This window comes from Vaginisenegalia massiliensis (genome assembly GCF_900604935.1).
Lineage (GTDB): Bacteria > Bacillota > Bacilli > Lactobacillales > Aerococcaceae > Vaginisenegalia > Vaginisenegalia massiliensis.
The window spans coordinates 18610-37295 of sequence record NZ_UWPC01000012.1; the positions used below are offsets into that span (position 1 = coordinate 18610).

Below are 18686 nucleotides of genomic sequence, written 5' to 3' on the forward strand. Positions count from 1 at the left end.
GGAGGAAAAGAACATGACTGAAAATAGAATTACCTTAACTAAAGCAGACCGTCGTCGTGTTATGTTACGTTCGCAATTCCTTCAAGGTTCTTGGAACTATGAACGGATGCAAAATGGGGGTTGGGCTTATTCGTTAATCCCAGCTTTGAAAAAATTATATCCAAATAAAGAAGAAGCATCTGAAGCTTTGAAACGTCACTTGGAATTCTTTAATACCCACCCATATATTGCTGCGCCAATCCTAGGTGTAACCTTAGCTTTAGAAGAAGAAAGAGCTAATGGAGCGCCGATCGATGATGCAGCAATCCAAGGGGTTAAAGTTGGTATGATGGGTCCGTTAGCCGGAATTGGGGATCCAGTCTTCTGGTTTACAGTTCGCCCAATTTTAGGTGCAATTGCTGCTTCTTTAGCTACTGGAGGATCCATTATTGCTCCACTATTCTTCTTCATTACTTGGAATTTAATTCGGATTGCCTTCTTGTGGTACACACAAGAATTGGGTTACAAACAAGGTTCAGAAATCACTCAAGACTTATCAGGTGGTTTATTACAAACAGTGACCAAAGGTGCTTCCATTTTGGGGATGTTCGTTATGGGTATTCTTGTACAACGTTGGACCTCAATTAATTTCCCTATGGTAGTTTCTAAAGTTAAATTGGCTAAAGGTGCCTTCATTGAATTCCCTAAAGATTCAGTTACAGGTCCTAAATTACAAGAGATTTTGGGTCAAGCTAATGCTGGACTGTCATTAAGTCCTGAAAAAGTCACCACTTTACAAAATAACCTTGATCAATTAATTCCAGGTTTTGCGGCTTTATTCTTAACCTTTGCTTGTATGTGGTTATTGAAGAAAAATGTTAGCCCAATCGTGATTATCTTTGGCTTGTTTATTTTGGGTATCTTAGGACATTTAGTAGGCATTTTCTAAACAAATAGTGAAGTAGTAAAGGACGGAGAATAAACGTGGCCATTTCCTTAAATAGTCGGGTAGATTTTAATACTAAAGCCAACTTGTTGATGGGGGGCTTTGGTGCAAAACATGGGGATATTTTAATCGGTAACCAAGCTTTGGAGTTTTATAATAGTCGAAATCCAGAAGATTTTTTACAAATTCCGTGGCAGGAGATTCACTTAGTTAGAGCCCAAATATTGTTTGGTAATCGCTATATTCGTGGTTTTTATCTGGATACGAAAGCAAATGGAACGTTTAATTTTGTCGTTAAAGATGCAGGTAAATGTTTAAAACAAATGCAAAGTTATCTAAAGCCAGATCAACTTGTTCGCGCTAAAACACGCTTTTTCAAATAGAATATTGTAAACAAAAAGTCCGACCGAAGCCCTTATTTAGGGTCTTTGGTCGGACTTTTTAGTTTGTAAAAATGGGCATAGATTTATTTTTTTTGGTTAGATGTAAATTTTTCCCAGTCTTTCATGAAGCCGTCAATACCTTTATCAGTTAGGACATGAGACCATAATTTAGGGAAGAGGGTGCCAGGGATGGTGCCGATATGAGCTCCAGCTAAGGCCGCTTGTTCAAAGTGACCAATATGGCGGATAGAAGCGGCAATAATTTCAGCATCTAAGTCGTAGATGTCTAATACTTGACGTAAATCAGCAATTAATTCAATGCCGTTTTCACCCATATCATCAATACGACCGATGAAAGGAGAAATATAAGTTGCACCCGCTTTGGCAGCTAACAAGCCTTGAGCAACCGAAAAAATAAGAGTCACGTTGGTTTTAATCCCTTCTTTAGAAAGGGTACTAACGGCTTTAAGGCCAGCCTCAGTCATGGGGATTTTAACGACAATATTGTCAGCCCATTTTGCTAATTCACGAGCTTCAGCAACCATTTCTTCATATGTTAATCCGGTCACTTCGGCTGAGACGGGACCGTCCACAGTAGAAGCAATATCCTTAATTACTTCTTCGAAATCACGGCCTTCTTTGGCAACTAAAGACGGGTTGGTGGTGACGCCATCACATAAGCCTAAGTCGTTAATTCGTTTGATTTCATCAATATTGGCAGTGTCTAAGAAAAATTTCATCTGATAATCCTCCTTTAACTTAATAATTTAAGTATAAAGAATGTGGATTATACCGTCAACGAAAGGATAAGTTCAAATAAAGGATAATTGATTGAATTAAGCGTTTTCTTTGACTAAAATAGACCTGTTAAGTTGAAAGATGAAGGAGAGTAAAGAACAGTGGATAAATATATTATGGCCATCGATCAAGGAACGACTAGTTCAAGAGCCATCATTGTTGATCGCCAAGGCAAGTTAATTGGATCGAGTCAAGCTGAGTTTGAGCAAATATACCCCCAAGCAGGTTGGGTTGAACACGATGCTAATCAAATTTGGAATAATGTTCAACAGGTGATTGCCGGAGCTTTTATTGAATCGGGGATACGACCTAATCAAATTGCCGCCTTAGGGATAACCAATCAACGAGAGACAACAGTTATTTGGGATAAAACGACCGGACTACCTATTTACAACGCTATTGTTTGGCAGTCACGGCAAACAGCGAGTATTGCAGACCAACTCATTGCCCAAGGTTATCGACAAATGATTCAAGATAAGACAGGCTTGATTATTGATGCCTATTTCTCAGCAACTAAAATTCGTTGGATTCTTGACCATGTTCCCGGAGCTCAAGCAAAGGCAGAGGCTGGCCAACTGTTATTTGGTACTATTGATTCTTGGCTTGTTTATAAATTATCCGGCGGGGCAGTTCATGTCACTGACTATTCCAATGCGGCTAGAACCATGCTCTTTAATATCCATACTTTAGAATGGGATCAAGAAATTTTAAATCTGTTGAATATCCCCGCCTGCATGTTGCCAGAAGTTAAGTCCAATTCAGAAGAATATGCCCGGACCCATACCTATCATTTCTTTAATCATGAGATTCCAATTACCGGTATGGCTGGGGACCAACAGGCTGCCTTATTTGGACAGTTAGCTTTCAAGCCGGGAATGATTAAGTCAACTTATGGTACCGGGGCCTTCATAGTGATGAATACGGGGTCCCAAGCCCATAAGTCGGCAAATAACTTGTTAACCACCATTGCTTATGTGATTGATGGAAAGGTTCACTATGCCTTGGAAGGCTCAATCTTTGTTGCTGGTAGTGCGGTTCAATGGTTACGTGATGGTTTGTCAATGTTTGAACAGTCCTCGGAAACTGAAGACTTGGCCTTTTCTTCTCGAAACCAGGATGAAGTCTATATCGTTCCAGCTTTTACCGGGTTAGGCGCTCCCTACTGGAATTCCAATGCCCGTGGGGCAGCCTTTGGCTTAACTAGAGGAACGACTAAAGCGGATTTTGTTAAAGCAACCTTGCAATCGATTGCTTATCAAGTACGTGACGTGGTTGAGACGATGAAAAAAGATAGTCAAATGGATATCCCAATCTTGAAAGTGGATGGTGGGGCAGCCATGAATAACTATTTGATGCAGTTTCAGTCTGATATTACTGGAATTGAAATTGCTCGAGCGGCTAATTTAGAAACCACCGCCTTGGGGGCAGCCTATTTAGCTGGCTTAGCGATCGGTTATTGGCAAGATTTAGATGAATTACAAGCCCTTGTCTCTGTTGGTAGAACTTATTCACCGAAGATGGGAAAAGAAAATCGTGACCAACTGTATCGAGGATGGAAGCGAGCGGTTAAAGCAACAGAAGTCTTTGCTCAAGATGAGGATTTTCTTGATTAATCTATTGCAAAAGTGGGTGGATTATTGTTTTCAATAATAGTAAACGCTTTTGCATGCTCAAAATAATGGTATAATTTAGTTGAAATAGATCCACTAAGGAGCGATGTCAGTGTATTATGTAGTAGCTTGGCTGACCCTGTTGAGTGCTTGTTTTAGTTTAGCATTTAGCATCAGCTTATTCTTTTCAATCAAAGGAATAGGCAAACCCAACATAACCTTTACTTGTATTCGGAGTTTGACTTTATTAATCTTGGCAATGCTTCCCTTGGTTGTAATTTCGACACGTTTATTAAACTTAATCGGCATATCTTTGGTTATTGTTCATGGATTAGATGCGTTCATTAGCATGGCCAATCATAAAATGAAATCTAGTTGGACACCTGCTTTAGCGGCTGTCATTCAGTTCGCGGCGATGATTGTATTCTGGATTTTTGGCAAGGTCAATTAATAAACAAGGGCATAGAATAATAAGCTTATAAAGAGTCCGTATTAGAAAATAAATGACTTGAAAGTTATTCATTCTCTTTTGAAATCGTGGCGAACATAAGTTGTGAAAATATTGTGATAAGTTTGCGAAAAAAGACAATATTCAGGATATTTTGTGTCTAACTATTCGAACTTACTGTATACTGATAGTAATTAGACTTTAAAATTTTTGTATGATAAAATTACCTAGATTATTCGCTTTTTATCAAGCGTAAGCGTGGTTTTCACCAATAGGGGGATTTAAAATATGTGTGGAATTGTAGGATTTGTTGATCAAAATTCAATCGAAAATAAAGAACAAATTATTAAGGAAATGATGGATACAATTGTTCATCGTGGGCCAAACTCAGCTGGACAATATGTCGATGAGCATGCTGCTTTAGGTTTTCGCCGTTTAAGTATTATTGATTTAGAAGGAGGGAGCCAACCGATTTATAATGAAGATAAATCAATGGTTCTAACTTTTAATGGTGAAATTTATAATTTCCAGTCAATACGCGAAGATTTAGTGGCTAAGGGGCATATCTTTCAGACGCATACGGATTCTGAAGTCTTATTACATGGCTATGAAGAGTACGGAGTTGAACTTCTTAAGAAATTAAGAGGGATGTTTGCTTTTGTGATCTGGGATAAAAATAAACAAGAATTATTTGGTGCAAGGGATCATTTTGGTATCAAGCCTCTATACTATGCCCAAATGAATGGTTCCTTTATTTATGGCTCAGAAATCAAGTCCTTATTAAAACATCCTCAGTTTATTAAGGAATTGAATCAAGAAGCTTTGAAACCATATTTAACTTTTCAATATTCTGCTTTAGATGAAACCTTTTTCAAAGGGGTTTACCGTATTAAAGAGGGTCACTATTTCACCTATAAAGACGGACAATTAACAACAGAAAAATATTGGGATATGCAACCTCAAGAAGCAGAAATGACGTTAGATCAGACGGTTGATTTAATTGAAAAAACCGTGTTGGAATCAGTCGAAACCCATAAAATCGCTGATGTTGAAGTAGGTTCCTTCTTATCAAGTGGGGTTGATTCAAGTTTTGTAGCTAGCGTTTTGCGGCCGAATAATACCTATTCTATTGGTTTTGGTGATCATTCTTATAATGAGTCTGTTGAAGCAAAAGCCTTGACTGATTTAATTGATTTAAAGAATACCTCGCGGGTAGTAACTGGGGAAGAGGCTTTTGCTTATTTCCCACAAATTCAGTATTACTTAGATGAACCAGATTCAAATCCATCTTGTGTCCCTTTATTCTTCCTAGCTGAATTGGCAAGCCGTGATGTGCGGGTTGTCATGAGCGGTGAAGGGGCGGATGAACTATTTGCTGGCTACCAAGAATATGGTTGGTTTTCTAATTCGCGAGCAGTTCGTCGCTTAGGTGAGAAAATTAAGGCTATGCCTAAGGAACGCCGCTACAAATTGGCTAAATTTTTGAAGAAAATGCCTAACTTTAAGGGCCGTCGTCATTTATTACGGGCTGCTTCTCCTGCTGAGGACTTCTTTATCGGTCAAGCTAAAGTGTTTGAAGAATATGAAGCTGACGAACTATTACAAGCTAAGTATAAACAAGCTCCAAGTGTGAAAGAGATTGTTATGGAACAATTTGAAAAAGCAAGCCAATTCTCTGAAACTAAGAAAATGCAATATCTAGATATTCACCAATGGATGCCAAAAGATATCCTGTTAAAGGCTGACAAGATGTCTATGGCCCATTCATTAGAATTGCGTGTTCCTTTGTTAGATAAGCAATTAATGGAAGTGGCTGAAAAAGTACCTACAAAATTCTTATTAACAGATGAGAATACCAAATATGCTTTTCGCTTAGCTGCAGGTCGACATTTGCCAAAAGAGTGGTCAAACCGACCAAAATTGGGCTTCCCAGTGCCTATCAAAGATTGGTTGCATGAGGAAAAATTCTATCAAGTAGTTAAAACAACATTTGAAAAAGACTTTGTTAAAGAATTCTTTGATCAGGACAAGATTCTTCAGTTATTAGAAGATAATTTCCATGATAAAGTGGATGGCCGTCGTAAAATTTGGACCCTCTATACTTTCTTAACTTGGTATGATGTTTACTTTGAACATAATGGGGATAAACCGGCTGTTCAAACCATAGCCTAAGACAATAGAAAGAAGGCGACGTTTTGGATTATAATCAGAAAAAATTTCAACCGGTGTTATTAGGAAGTGACTTTAATGTTTATGGAATGGCAAGAGCCTTTCATGAAGCCTATGGGCTAAAATCAATCGCTTATAGCGCGGGTCATTTGGCACCAACTAAGTATTCAAAAATTGTGGATATTCATGTTATCCCTAATTTTATTGATGATCAGGTTTTCTTGGCAACTTTGAAGACTTTTATAGCTGAACATCAAGGTGACGGAATTCAATATCTTCTCGTTGCCTGTGGTGATGGCTATGCTAAATTAGTTTCAAAGTATATGGCTGAGTTAAGTCAATTCTTTATTTGTCCTTATATTGATTTTGATTTATATGAGAAATTAGAGAATAAGAAAGATTTCTATCAAATCTGTGATCAGTACCACTTACCGTATCCTAGTACAGTGATTGCGACCGACCAAGTGATGAATGATTTGGCTAACTTTGTTGATAACATTCAATTTTCTTATCCTATGGTGTTAAAGCCCAACGATTCAATCTCTTATTTGGAATTGGATTTTCCTGGAAAGAAAAAGGCTTTTATTATCGAATCGGCTCAAGAAATGAAGGACACTTTACAGGCTATCTATCAAGCGGGTTATCCAGGCGAAATGATTATTCAAGATATGATACCCGGCGATGATAGTAAAATGCGGGTTCTAAATGCTTATGTTGACCAAAATCATCAGGTGCGAATGATGTGTCTAGGTCATCCGTTATTAGAAGATCCGAGTCCAGTTGCAGTAGGTAATTACTTGGCTATTTTACCTGATTTTGATATGACCCTATATCAATTGCTTAAGAACTTCTTAGAGCAGATTAAATATGTTGGTTATGCCAATTTTGATATGAAGTTTGATGAGCGTGATGGGCAATATAAGTTATTCGAAATTAACTTGCGTCAAGGACGTTCAAGCTATTATGTAACTTTGAATGGTTATAATATGGCTCGCTATCTAGTTGAAGATCGAATCTTTAACAAACCATTTACTCAAACGGAGTTTGTTAAAGGAGATAAACTTTGGCTAGGTGCACCTAAAGGTTTAGTTGAGAAATATCTTAAAGATGATAAATTAAAAGAGGAAGTTCGATTTTATTTGGACCGTAAGGCCTATGGAACAACGAGCTTTTATAGTAAAGATCGATCATTAAAACGTTGGCTTTTGAATCATTATGTGTTTTATCGTTATTATGGGGCCTTTAAAAAGTATTATAAAGAGGAATTAAAATGAGAGATTTCTTTGTAATTTTGGGGGGGATGGGGACGCTCGCTACGGAGAGTTTTGTCCATTTGTTGAATCAACGGACACCTGCCCATTGTGATCAAGATTATTATAATTATTTAGTCGTCAATCATGCGACTATTCCCGATCGGACTGCGTTTATTAAGGATCGTACCTTGCCAGATCCTCGGCCACAGTTAATTGAAGATGTTCAAAGTTTGACGCCGCTCGAACCAAATTTCTTTGTGATGACTTGCAATACAGCGCATTATTTTTATGATGAGATTGCTGCTCAAACTTCCTATCCAATTCTTCATATGCCTCGGCTTGCTGTTGAGGCTTTGGCTCAGCGTTATCCGGTAGAACAAGCTCCAAATATCATCTTTTTAGGGACAGAGGGCTCATTAATTGCAGGTGTTTATCGCCAAGAGATTGAGTCGAAAGGTTATCGCTATATTGAACCGCAAGTAGATTTACAAGCCAAAGTGAACCATCTTATTTATCAAGATGTTAAAGAAAGAGCTTTTTTAAATTTCGAGTTATTTTATGAAGTTTTAGATCAAGCTGCGAGTCAATATCAAGCGTCAGTTGCTATTTTGGGCTGTACGGAATTATCTTTAATTGAAGCCAATTATCAGGGAGAACACCCATGTCCAGTAGTCGATGCTCAATCTGAGTTAGTGGATCAAGTGATTAGCTTGATGGAAGCAAAAAAAGACAAAGTAAGTTAGAATGATACAAAAAACCCATTTCAAGTCACTGTTTGACACTGAATTGGGTTTTCTTTTTGGTATAAATAGGCGAAATAATAGCTAAACGTAACGTAATGGTTTAACATGATAAGGAAATAGGATAGGGAGGGGAGGAGCAAGATGATGCGAACGGAATGGAAAATCGATCAGACGGTAATTCAAGGATGGCAAGATGGAACAGTGATTAAGGCAACGGGAATTGCCTATGGTCATGCCAAGCGTTTTGAGTTCCCGCAAGCAGTGAATTATCATATTGATCAGGTTATTCAGGCTAATAGCTGGTCACCCATAGCTCCCCAAAACTTTGCTGCTATTAAGAATCAGTTACCTCAAACACGTTCAATGACAATGAGTGAGGACTGCCAACACTTATCGATTACTATACCTAAAGATCTAGAGCCAGGAGAATTAGTTCCGGTTATGGTTTGGATTCATGGTGGGATGAATACAACAGGTGGGGGAGATTTAACGATTTATAACCCTAAAGCTCTAGTTGAAGAACAAAGGGTGATTGTGGTAGCCATCACTTATCGTCTTGGAATTTTGGGTTTCCTACCACAAACAGATCAGTTGCCAGCCAATTTAGCCTTGGCTGATATTATTTTAGCTTTAAAATGGGTACGTGATTATATCATTCATTTTGGTGGGGATCCAACCAATATCACCTTGTTTGGACAGTCGGCTGGAGCCGAAGCCATCTATAATTTGCTTTTGACTGATCAAGCTATAGGTTTATTTAATCGTGTTATTTTACAGAGTCCTCCCTTAGGTTTGATTCGTTCACGTCAATCTTTACTAGTCCAGGTGAGTCATTCGATTCAGAATTGGATTAGCCAAGTCGAACTAAAAGAATTAGTGGTCTTTCAACATCAAATGGAAAAACAATTGTCAGGCATTAAATTAGCCAAGTTAATGCCTTTTTCTGGTCAGTATGGACAGTTTCCATTGCCTGAGGCCAAACAGATTGGCCTTCAGCTTGAAGCGGCGAGTCAAAACGTCCCCATTATGATTGGTTACAATCAACGGGAAGTGGCCTCCTTAACATATACCATGCCTTGGGTGGCAAAAATTCGTTCGTGGCCTTTTATTGGGAAAATCCTCTTCGAAGCAGGGGTGCGAGCGGCTACTTGGTGGGTTTTTGTTCGACCAATAAAAGGAGTGGTTCGCCGGTATCGCCACAGCTTATATCCAAGTTATTTTTACCGTTTCTACTGGGGTCCTGAAGCTAATCCAGAAGCTGCGGGCCACTGTGTTGAACTTCCTTTTATTTTTGCTGATCAAGCTGCTTGGGGACGGCGAAATATTTTACGTGGTTCTAGTTGGCAGGAAGTGAAACAAAAAGGTCAAGAAGTGCGAGCGATTTGGGCTGAATTTGCTCGATCAGGACTTGTGGGCCATAAACAAGTTGATCAGGTATTAACCATAAAGTTAATTAATGAGATAAATCATTAAGGGAGAATGAACCATGTTAGATTATTATTTATGTGCAGTCGTTTGTTTTTTTAGTGCGGTTTTGAGTTTTTCCTTCTCATTACATGATTATTTTAAAAATCAAGAAGCCCTAAGAGTGAGCACGCAATATTTGCTGAGTCGAGAATTGGTTTTTGTAGGCATTTCTATTATTCCTTTTTTTGTGCGGAGCCCATTTTTAATGATGGCGGTCATGTCGCTTTCATTAGTCAAGAATTTTTTAGATATATTGGTGAGCCAGTACTTTAATCAAAAGAGGGTAGGTCGCTTTTCCACCACTATTCTTCTACTTGAATGTCTTGTTTTGGGTCTTTATTTTAGTTAGTGTCTAACTTGATGGGAGGATTAGTCTTTGGACATCTATATTGATGGTGATGGATCACCTGTTAAAGATAGGGTGATCAGCATTGCCAATGATTATGGCTTAAAAGTAAAAATAGTCACTTCGATTGACCATTATACGCATAAAGTCTATCCTGACTATGTCCAAATAGTCTATGTTGACAAGGGGCAGGAAATGGCCGACTATCGACTCTTTGCATTAATTAAAGTGGGAGACATATTAGTGACTCAAGATTATGGTCTAGCTTCTCTAGTTCTAGACAAGGCTCTAGTCATCCATCATACAGGAATGATTTATAACAAAAATAATATTGAAGCTCTCTTGTTTCAGCGTGCGCAAGCCAAACAAATGCGTCAAGCGGGCATTCGAACTAAAGGACCTAAACCATTTTCAGCTAGACAACAAGCCGAATTTGATCTAGCTTTACGGCGCTTAATTGAATCAACTATCGAATCTTAGCCCCTATTTATTTGAGGTAAGTTTACGACAGTAAAGGATAGAATTAAGCTTGCTTATCCTTGTGGTCTAGCATATGATTAAACAAGATAACTGCGTGAGGAGCATGGAATGAATGGAAGAACAGTCACTAAAGAAATTTACTTTTATCGAGATAACTTTATTAATCATATCAATCCTTTCGGTCGGCGTTGCAGGATCGTTTTCACTGAAAGCGGCCATAGGTGTAAGTGCTTGGGATGCTTTGGCTCAAACTCTATCCCAGTTATCCACCATTAAAGTGGGAACCATTGGAATGATTTTAAATGGGTTATGCGTGTTCGGTCAGATTATTATCTTGAAAAAGCAAACGAAATTGTCTACCTTACTCCAAATTCCAATTACGGTTTTATTGGGTTATGTCGTGAATTTTGTTTATTATGGAATATTAGGAAATTGGAATTTAACCTCCTATGGACTACGTTTTCTAGTCTTACTTTTGGCATTTAGTATGATTTGCTTAGCTATCTCGATGATAATGGCCCTTGATATTATTACTTTTCCTCTGGAGGGTTTTGCTTTAGTCTTTGCAAATCATTTTCAATTAAAATTTGGGCAAGTTCGTCAGGCAATTGATGTGATCTCATTAGCCCTTGTCATAGCGGCTACCTTAATTTTTAAATTACCCTTGTTTATTCGTGAAGGAACAGTTTTGATGGCTCTATCATTTGGCCCCGTTCTTAGCTGGATTATTCCGCGATTTAAAAATTTTCTTTACCGTCTGCGCTTCAATTCCAATAAAGATTATCTCTAGAATGTTAGTGTTTAAACCTATTAGTTTATTATAATAATATTTTGCGGTAAAATTAGATTATATAAAATCGAATATACTTGGAGGTAGATTAAGATGGAAGATACGAATGTTATGGAAATGAAGCAATCTTTCTTGTTAAGATCTGTTGCTGTCATTGAGGTCAATAAACATTATTTGATGATGCAACAAGTCCTAGATAATCATTATTATCCAGTTTCTACCCAAGTGGAAGCAGGCGAGGTATCCGAGCAGGCTGTGCTTCGTTTATTAAAAGAAACCTTTGGAATCCAAGCTCAGGTTGAACGATTATTAATGATTGAAGAATCATTTAATACTTATCCACAAATGCATCAGACTCATCATGAAGTAGCTTTCTATTATCGAATTGACCTGGCTGATCATGAAACAGCTTTGGCTGAAGCGATTAAAAAGTATAATCAGCAGAAAAATCCTGAACGCCAGTTTATTTGGCTTGATCAATCCCAAATAAAAGCCAATCAAATAGTTCCAATTTGTTACCAACAAATTCTCTTAGAACCTAAAGAGCACGTACGGATTTTCCGCGATCGACCTCAAGCATAGATTTCGATTCAAGATATTTACTTTCGTCAAAGATACACAAAAAAACCGCTTCATTGGCTGTTGAGCTTAATGAAGCGGTTTTTTGACTGTTCATGATGGTGTGACTGGAGAAATATAAGCTAGGGCTATTTATATTTTTCCTCTAATTGAGCCATCCACCAGCCAAGTAGAGCGCCGGCTAGTAGCATGACAAAGCACATTGCGTATTGTAAAAGACTAAAGTGACTATAGTCCGTTGGAATAATCATAATGGTTGATGCAATCACGACGCCAAAAATGAAGTGGAAGAAGTGGGCGTAATATTTATTAAAGATAAATTCAATTAATTTTGACAGGGTCACAATTGTAAGGAGTCCACCGATTCCGATTGGGATTATTACGCCAAAATCTACTGATTTGAAGCCATCTGACATGTTTTTATATAATCCCATATAGACGATGAAATTAGATGGACTTAGACCAGGGATGAGAATACCTAGGGCAATCAGGGCTCCGGAGATTACCCAAGCAAAGAAGCTTGGTTGAACCTGACTACCAAACATATCTTGACCAAAACGCAAGAGAACAAGTCCGCCAATTAATGAGGCCAAAAGAATAATATAGTCAACGGATTGACGACCTTTCTTACCGGCTTCGGACCATAAACTAGGGGCGGTACCGACTATACAGCCGACAAAGAACCAATAAATAATTGTTGTGTAGTGTTCAAGGACAAAGCTAACGCCAAAAGAAAATAGAACAATTCCCATTAAAGCTCCTAAGCCTACTGGAATGAAGAAGAGAACATTTTCTTTAAAGTTTTTGGTCATATTTGCTAGAAAGTTAATGATTCGCTCATATAATCCAAAGATAGCGGCCAGGGCGCCACCACTAATGCCAGGAACAATAAATCCTGATCCAATTAAGATGCCTTTAAAAAAGCGCAAAATCCAATTTTGATTGTGTTTGGTTTCCATAAATCCTCCTTACAGGGTTAGGCTTTTTCGTCTAACCATTTCTTAAACAGTCTATACTGAATTTGACTATTTGGCAAATCGAAAGAAGATAGGAATTTATTATAAAATACAGTATACTAAAAAAAGAATAAGAAAAGAGGAAGAAGTTATGCTGACCTATCAACTATTTTATAGTAGTCATTGTCCAGATACGGACGCATTTGTAACCGAGCTTGATCGTTTGCCTATCAAATATCAATCTATCGATATTACAGCATCGATGGCAAATCTTAAACAATTTCTTGCCTTGCGTGATAAACAAGATGCCTTTGTCCCAGCTAAGGAGAGAGGACAAGTGGGCATTCCAGTTCTAGTAGGTCCTCAAGGGGTCTTTATTTTTGACCAAGCTCAACTTCAAGGTTTAGTTAAGGAGGGGCATGATCTTCATGAATAAGGTTGAACAATTAATGGAGCAAGCTCGTTCGGTTCGCATTCATTCATATAGTCCATATTCTCATTTTCCAGTTGGCTGTGCTATATTGATGAAGGATGGTTCCGTGATTACCGGGGTAAATGTTGAGAATGTTTCTTTTGGGGTAACGAATTGTGCGGAGCGCAGCGCCATATTTACAGCGGTGAGTCAAGGCTATCACAAGGGAGATATACAAGCAATTGCCATTGCCGGCCAAACGACAGATTTTTTACCCCCATGCAGTGTTTGTCGTCAAGTTCTAGTTGAATTCTGTGGTCCAGAAACACCGGTTTATTTAACACGTCAAGATGGACAAATTAAGAGCCTGAGCTTGGCAGAATTGGTACCCTATGCTTTTGAAAGTTTAGATCTCTAGGGCATCTCATTTGAGCCTTATTATCAATATTTGGTATAGTAAAGCAAAAGGAGTGGTATTCATGACCCAAACATTATTACATGCTTGTATTCGAGTAGCAGATTTAGATGCGAGTTTGAAATTCTATACGGAATTATTTGATTTTCGTATTTCGCGTGAAAAACGGATGCCTGAACACCAATTTGATTTGGTTTACTTAGTGGTTCCGGGTAGTCCTTTTGAGATTGAACTTACCTATAATTATGATCATGGGCCTTATACTGTTGGGGATGGCTTTAGTCATTTAGCCTTAGGTGTCGATGATTTGGAAGCCATTCATGAAAAATGTCAAGCTTCTGGCTATAAAACAACCGAATTAAAAGGCTTGCCTGGTGATCAACCGTATTATTTCTTCGTTTCTGATCCAGACGGTTATCGACTTGAAGTCATGCGAAATAAATAAAAGCTTGCGACTGATTAACAGATATGTTAAACTCTAGAACATGCGATGAGTCGAGAAGCAATCTGATAGATTGCAAGACAGGATACCTGGATTTAATTCCAAGCCAGGAAGGCGGTATGGGTTAGAGTTGCTGTGAACCTCTCTAATCAACTCTGCGGAGTTTTGTCGTTCGAATGGAGTGGTGACACTTCGAACCTTGAAATCTTAGATTTCAAGGTTTTTTTTATTTGGGACTGTTATCTTTGCTTGTGTTTTGTTATGATAAACATGAAAATGTAAACGGATTCATTGGAAGGGGGAGGGGTCATGGATCCTGTCATCATCCTATCACTATCAAGTTTAGCAGCTCATGATTTAGCAATTATGGCCGACTTACCTCACTTTAAACAAGCCATGGCCCAGGGAACGTTAATTAGGTCTTTATCTAGCGTGAGTCCATCTCTGCCTACGGTTGCACAAACTAGCTTAATTACAGGAACATTCCCTAGCCACCATGGCATTATTGATCAGACCCTGATTGAACCTGAATACTATCAGGCAAGCGAGTATCGACTTGCTAAACAGGTGCGGGTACCAAGTTTGTTTCACTATTTTAAAGCTAATGGTTATCGGACAGCGAGTTTAAATTGGCCGGTAGTAGGTAAACATCCAGCCATTGATTATAATTGGTCATGTTTTACACCAAGTCGAACTTGGCAACATGCACGATTAGAAAGTTATAAATTATCGAGTAAGGCTTTTTTTCGTAAGATGGAACAAAAATTTGGTTCCTTTAAAGCTCGCAAGGAAGCGTGTGGAGCCGATCTAGATGACTACTTATTTGACATTCTTTGCTATCTTTTGCAAAATCATCAAGCTGACTTTTTGGCCATTTCCTGTCAAGAGTTGGCCAAAACACGTCAGCGATTCGGCTTAAATTCGATTGAAGCCCAACAAGCCTTAGCTCATTTTGACCAACGACTTGGTCGGCTCATGATGGTATTAAATCAGTTAGGTAAGGGAAAGTCGGCTCATGTGGTTATTGTTGGAGATCAGGCTCCCATTCATACTCATACTTTAATCCGACCGAATCATCTACTCAGCCTTCCACAGGGCTGGCAGTCTCTTTCTAAGCAAGGACGCATTAATCAGTGGCAGGTCTATTGTAAGGCGACACAAGCCAGTGCCTATGTTTATCGTCACCCAAAAGCTGACATTTCCAAAAAAGCAATAGTAGATTGCCTAAGCCCATTAAATCCGATGATCAATCATTACTATGACCAAGAAGAACTTAAACATCTTGGAGCCAATATAAACTGTCTTTTCATGTTAGAAGCCAAACCGGGTTTTGCCTTTAGAGATGATTTGCGCGGATCTTTTGTGGAAGCTTTCAGTTACCAAGATTCTTACGAACACGACAAAGTTAGCTCGGGTTGGATTTCAAATAAAATTAAACATGATAGTTTGGCTCTTTGGATGGGACCAAGAATAAAACAAGGTTACCATCTTCCTGAAGCACGCTTAATAGATATTGCCCCCACCTTAGCGCGAACTTGTGATTTGAAGTTGAACCATTACTTTGATGGAAAGATTTTATTTAATCTCTTCACTTAACTACTTGGAAAACAAGACCCACCTTTTCTCCGTTCTTAAGACTTAATGTCTTGGGAGCGGATTTTTCTTTGCTAATGACTGTGTTATAATGAATAACTCTCAAAAAGAATTGTCTTGCTTGATGGCATATTTTTTTCATCAAAAAGACATAATTTAATGCTATAGTGACAGTGTGGTATATAATTGGGAAAGAAAATTCAGTAAAAAGGCCGAGGTATCGTATGATTGTTTGGCCTAAAATTGAACTTAGATATTATAGAGAGGTACATTATTATGAATGATCATTACTTTGATCCCCATCAAATGACACGTAAGCAGCGAATTTGGCAAGGAATAAAAAATCTATGGCAGTATTATCGTGGTTGGAAATGGTTAATCTTCATAGGTATGTCGCTAGCATTAGTGACATCCAGTTATCTAGTACTCATTGCTAAAACAACTGACGTGGCTACTTTGCAAAATGCTTTAATGTCAAAAACAACTATTTATGATATGAATGATGCAAAAGCAGGGACCTTGTCATCGCAAAAAGGCTCTTACGTTGAATTAGATCATGTGTCACAACAAATGCGTGATACGCTAATCGCGACAGAAGATAAACGTTTCTATCAGCATAATGGTTTTGATTCGATTGGGATTGGTCGCGCGCTAGTTCGGGCGGTTATTCGTCGAAATGCATCAGGGGGCGGTGGGTCGACCCTCACTCAACAACTGGTTAAGAATGCTTTTCTCTCATCCGATCAGACGATTGAACGGAAATTAAAAGAACTCTTCTTAGCCCTAGAAGTAGAAAAACAGTTTACTAAAGATCAGATTTTAGAGATGTATCTGAACCACGCCTATTTCGGCAACGGTGTTTGGGGAATCGAAGATGCTTCTCTTAAGTACTTTGGTCATTCAGCGGACAGTCTTAACTGGAATGAAAGCATGGTTTTAACGGGAATCTTAAAAGGCCCATCTTTGTATAACCCGATTGATGAGTATCAAGGAGCAATTGATCGGCGAAATGTCATTGCTGATTTATTACTTAAACAAGGAATTATTACGGCAGATGATGCTAATTACGTGAAGAATAGTCCGATTACCTTAAATGATGCTTATGCAAGTCAAGCTGGAAATGAGTTTCCTTATTATTTTGACGCTGTCATCACAGAAGCTGTATCTGAAGCCAATATACCAGAAGATGAATTAATGGCTAAAGGGTATAAGATATATACCAATCTCAACACTGGCTATCAAAGTGCAATCGATAGTGCCTATGCAAATAGTAATGTTTTCCCTGATGATGGGACTGGTCAGCCATTGGTGCAGAGTGCCAGTGTTGTGGTAAGTCCAAAAACTGGGGGAATCATGGCTGTTTATGGGGGACGAGGAGATTATGTTTATCGCGGCTTTAACCGTGCCGTTAGCATGAAGCGCTCGCCTGGATCGACCATTAAACCGTTAGCCATCTATACGCCAGCTTTGGAGAATAATTTCAATATTCATTCGCAAGTTCCGGATGTGGTCAAGGCTTATGGTAGCGATCACTATGCTCCTGAAAATTATGACCGCCAAACGGATCCAAGTGGTGAAGTTCCACTCTATTTAGCTTTAGCTCAGAGTAAAAATACCACAGCCGTTTACTTAATGGATAAACTAGGTATTGATCGGTCAGTGAAGAAATTAAGCCAATTTGGCATTAATATTAAAGAGGAAGATCGGTCACTAACCCTAGCCCTTGGAGCCTTGCGAGAAGGCGTTTCACCGGTTCAATTAGCTAGTGCTTATGCTGCGTTTGCTAACGGAGGGGTTCGTCAAGATTCTTATTTCATTCGTAGAATTGAAGATGCCGACGGTAATGTCGTTTATGCCAATGAAAAACCGAAAAAGCACATGGTTATGACACCTAAGGTGGCTGCTGATATGACTAGCATGATGTTAGATACTTATGGAGGTTACGGAACGGGGTACGGTGCCGGACCAGCAAGTGGACAGATTGCCGGTAAAACTGGGTCTACCGAAATTTCGCAAGAAAATATGGCTACTCGAGACAAGTGGATGGTCGGCTATACGCCTGATTTTGTTGTGGTATCTTGGGTCGGTTTGGACCGAGAGGAGCAAGGACAGTCACTTGATGATCTCATGCCTTCAGGTATTCGCGAATTATTTAGTATTCAAACGACGAATTTAATGGCTAACTCGCCTCAAACTCCTTTTGCGGTAGGAATGGCCTCACAGATGAAAGAGAATTCTAACGACGGGGTGGCCTCCGGTATCGATGATCAAGTTAACCAAGTTTTCCAAGAAGGAAAGGACTGGTTTGATCAAAATGGCTCGAATTTATGGGAACAAGGAAAACAAAAAGCTAATGAAATCTGGAATGGTGTGAGTGACTGGGCTGGGAATTTATTGAATCAGTAAAAGCCGGTCAAAACAAGGATTAAGCGTGGATAAATTAGCGTAATTTTGTTATGATATAGAAGATAGAGAGGGGCTTAAATATGGCAGAAATTAATATTTATGATACAGCTAATCAACTTGAACGGGAATTCCGTCAATTAAATGCATTTAAACAATTACAAGCTGCTTTTGCAGCCATTAGAGCTGATGAAGCAAGCGCAAAATTATTTGAACAATTTAAACAAGCAAGCCAAGATTATCAAATGAAACAAATGTCCGGTCAAGAAATCTCTGAAGAGGATCTTAAAGCGTTACAAGACTTATCGGATCAAGTTAGAGATAACGAAGCGATTAATCAATTAATGGCAAGTGAACAACAATTAAGCCAAATTATGGCGGATATTAACCAAATTATCACTAAGCCATTACAAGAAATTTACCAATCCGAAATTTAAAGGGTCAGGTAATTGATTCAACGTTTTACGACAAGTA

The 18686-nt window shown here is 38.7% G+C and carries 20 protein-coding genes; 18 read left to right on the forward strand and 2 right to left on the reverse strand.

The genetic code is table 11. From position 1 onward, the window contains the following. The first annotated feature begins 13 nt into the window (after positions 1–13). Positions 14–928, forward strand: coding sequence for a PTS system mannose/fructose/sorbose family transporter subunit IID (locus tag EIH20_RS07585; RefSeq protein WP_124059366.1), 915 nt, complete (start codon positions 14–16; stop codon positions 926–928). A 35-nt stretch (positions 929–963) separates the two neighbouring features. Further along, positions 964–1308: a DUF956 family protein gene (locus EIH20_RS07590; RefSeq protein WP_124059368.1), complete on the forward strand. Its 345-nt coding sequence runs from the start codon at positions 964–966 to the stop codon at positions 1306–1308. Positions 1309–1391: 83 nt separating this feature from the next. Here the strand turns inward: EIH20_RS07590 and fsa are convergent, their stop codons facing one another. Next, entirely contained in the window at positions 1392–2048 is a 657-nt protein-coding gene (gene fsa / locus EIH20_RS07595; protein WP_124059370.1) for a fructose-6-phosphate aldolase, read from the reverse strand. 159 nt (positions 2049–2207) lie between these two features. Here fsa and glpK point away from each other — a divergent pair, with 159 nt between their 5' ends. From glpK to EIH20_RS07645, 10 genes are all read left to right on the forward strand, one after another. After that, positions 2208–3719, forward strand: coding sequence for a glycerol kinase GlpK (gene glpK / locus EIH20_RS07600; RefSeq protein ID WP_338133176.1), 1512 nt, complete (start codon positions 2208–2210; stop codon positions 3717–3719). A 109-nt stretch (positions 3720–3828) separates the two neighbouring features. Continuing rightward, positions 3829–4167, forward strand: a complete 339-nt coding sequence (locus tag EIH20_RS07605) for a hypothetical protein (RefSeq protein ID WP_124059372.1) — start codon at positions 3829–3831, stop codon at positions 4165–4167. 285 nt (positions 4168–4452) lie between these two features. Continuing rightward, complete coding sequence (gene asnB / locus EIH20_RS07610) at positions 4453–6336, forward strand: asparagine synthase (glutamine-hydrolyzing) (protein ID WP_124059375.1); 1884 nt, start codon at positions 4453–4455, stop codon at positions 6334–6336. Between the two features lie 86 nt (positions 6337–6422). Continuing rightward, positions 6423–7607, forward strand: a complete 1185-nt coding sequence (locus tag EIH20_RS07615; protein ID WP_124059417.1) for a carboxylate--amine ligase — start codon at positions 6423–6425, stop codon at positions 7605–7607. Beyond that, positions 7604–8329, forward strand: coding sequence for an aspartate/glutamate racemase family protein (locus EIH20_RS07620; protein WP_124059377.1), 726 nt, complete (start codon positions 7604–7606; stop codon positions 8327–8329). The genes EIH20_RS07615 and EIH20_RS07620 overlap by 4 nt, the downstream gene beginning before the upstream one ends. Positions 8330–8470: 141 nt before the next feature. Further along, entirely contained in the window at positions 8471–9802 is a 1332-nt protein-coding gene (locus EIH20_RS07625; RefSeq protein WP_124059379.1) for a carboxylesterase family protein, read from the forward strand. A gap of 13 nt (positions 9803–9815) precedes the next feature. Further along, positions 9816–10145, forward strand: coding sequence for a hypothetical protein (locus EIH20_RS07630; protein ID WP_124059381.1), 330 nt, complete (start codon positions 9816–9818; stop codon positions 10143–10145). A 27-nt stretch (positions 10146–10172) separates the two neighbouring features. Beyond that, on the forward strand, positions 10173–10622 hold the full coding sequence (locus EIH20_RS07635; protein WP_124059383.1) for a YaiI/YqxD family protein: 450 nt from the start codon (positions 10173–10175) through the stop codon (positions 10620–10622). Positions 10623–10734: 112 nt separating this feature from the next. Further along, a complete protein-coding gene (locus tag EIH20_RS07640) occupies positions 10735–11412 on the forward strand; it encodes a YczE/YyaS/YitT family protein (RefSeq protein ID WP_124059385.1) in 678 nt (225 codons plus the stop codon). Between the two features lie 93 nt (positions 11413–11505). Next, entirely contained in the window at positions 11506–11994 is a 489-nt protein-coding gene (locus EIH20_RS07645; RefSeq protein ID WP_124059387.1) for an NUDIX domain-containing protein, read from the forward strand. A gap of 125 nt (positions 11995–12119) precedes the next feature. On the opposite strand, the gene EIH20_RS07650 is transcribed toward EIH20_RS07645, so the two are convergent. Beyond that, positions 12120–12950 (reverse strand): DUF368 domain-containing protein, encoded by an 831-nt coding sequence (locus EIH20_RS07650; protein ID WP_124059389.1) that lies wholly within the window; start codon positions 12948–12950, stop codon positions 12120–12122. Between the two features lie 148 nt (positions 12951–13098). Here EIH20_RS07650 and EIH20_RS07655 point away from each other — a divergent pair, with 148 nt between their 5' ends. From EIH20_RS07655 to EIH20_RS07680, 6 genes are all read left to right on the forward strand, one after another. Further along, complete coding sequence (locus tag EIH20_RS07655) at positions 13099–13383, forward strand: glutaredoxin (RefSeq protein ID WP_206424118.1); 285 nt, start codon at positions 13099–13101, stop codon at positions 13381–13383. Next, positions 13376–13777, forward strand: a complete 402-nt coding sequence (locus EIH20_RS07660) for a cytidine deaminase (protein WP_124059391.1) — start codon at positions 13376–13378, stop codon at positions 13775–13777. Before EIH20_RS07655 ends, EIH20_RS07660 begins: the two co-directional genes overlap by 8 nt. A gap of 61 nt (positions 13778–13838) precedes the next feature. Beyond that, positions 13839–14219 carry a lactoylglutathione lyase gene (gene gloA / locus EIH20_RS07665; protein ID WP_124059393.1) on the forward strand — a complete coding sequence of 127 codons (381 nt, stop codon included), beginning with the start codon at positions 13839–13841 and terminating at the stop codon, positions 14217–14219. A 306-nt stretch (positions 14220–14525) separates the two neighbouring features. After that, on the forward strand, positions 14526–15812 hold the full coding sequence (locus EIH20_RS07670) for an alkaline phosphatase family protein (protein WP_124059395.1): 1287 nt from the start codon (positions 14526–14528) through the stop codon (positions 15810–15812). 273 nt (positions 15813–16085) lie between these two features. Beyond that, the gene (locus EIH20_RS07675) at positions 16086–18215 is read left to right on the forward strand and encodes a transglycosylase domain-containing protein (protein WP_241152413.1); all 2130 of its coding nucleotides are present in this window, start codon (positions 16086–16088) and stop codon (positions 18213–18215) included. Between the two features lie 80 nt (positions 18216–18295). After that, on the forward strand, positions 18296–18649 hold the full coding sequence (locus EIH20_RS07680; RefSeq protein WP_124059397.1) for a YlbF family regulator: 354 nt from the start codon (positions 18296–18298) through the stop codon (positions 18647–18649). Positions 18650–18686 lie beyond the last annotated feature (37 nt).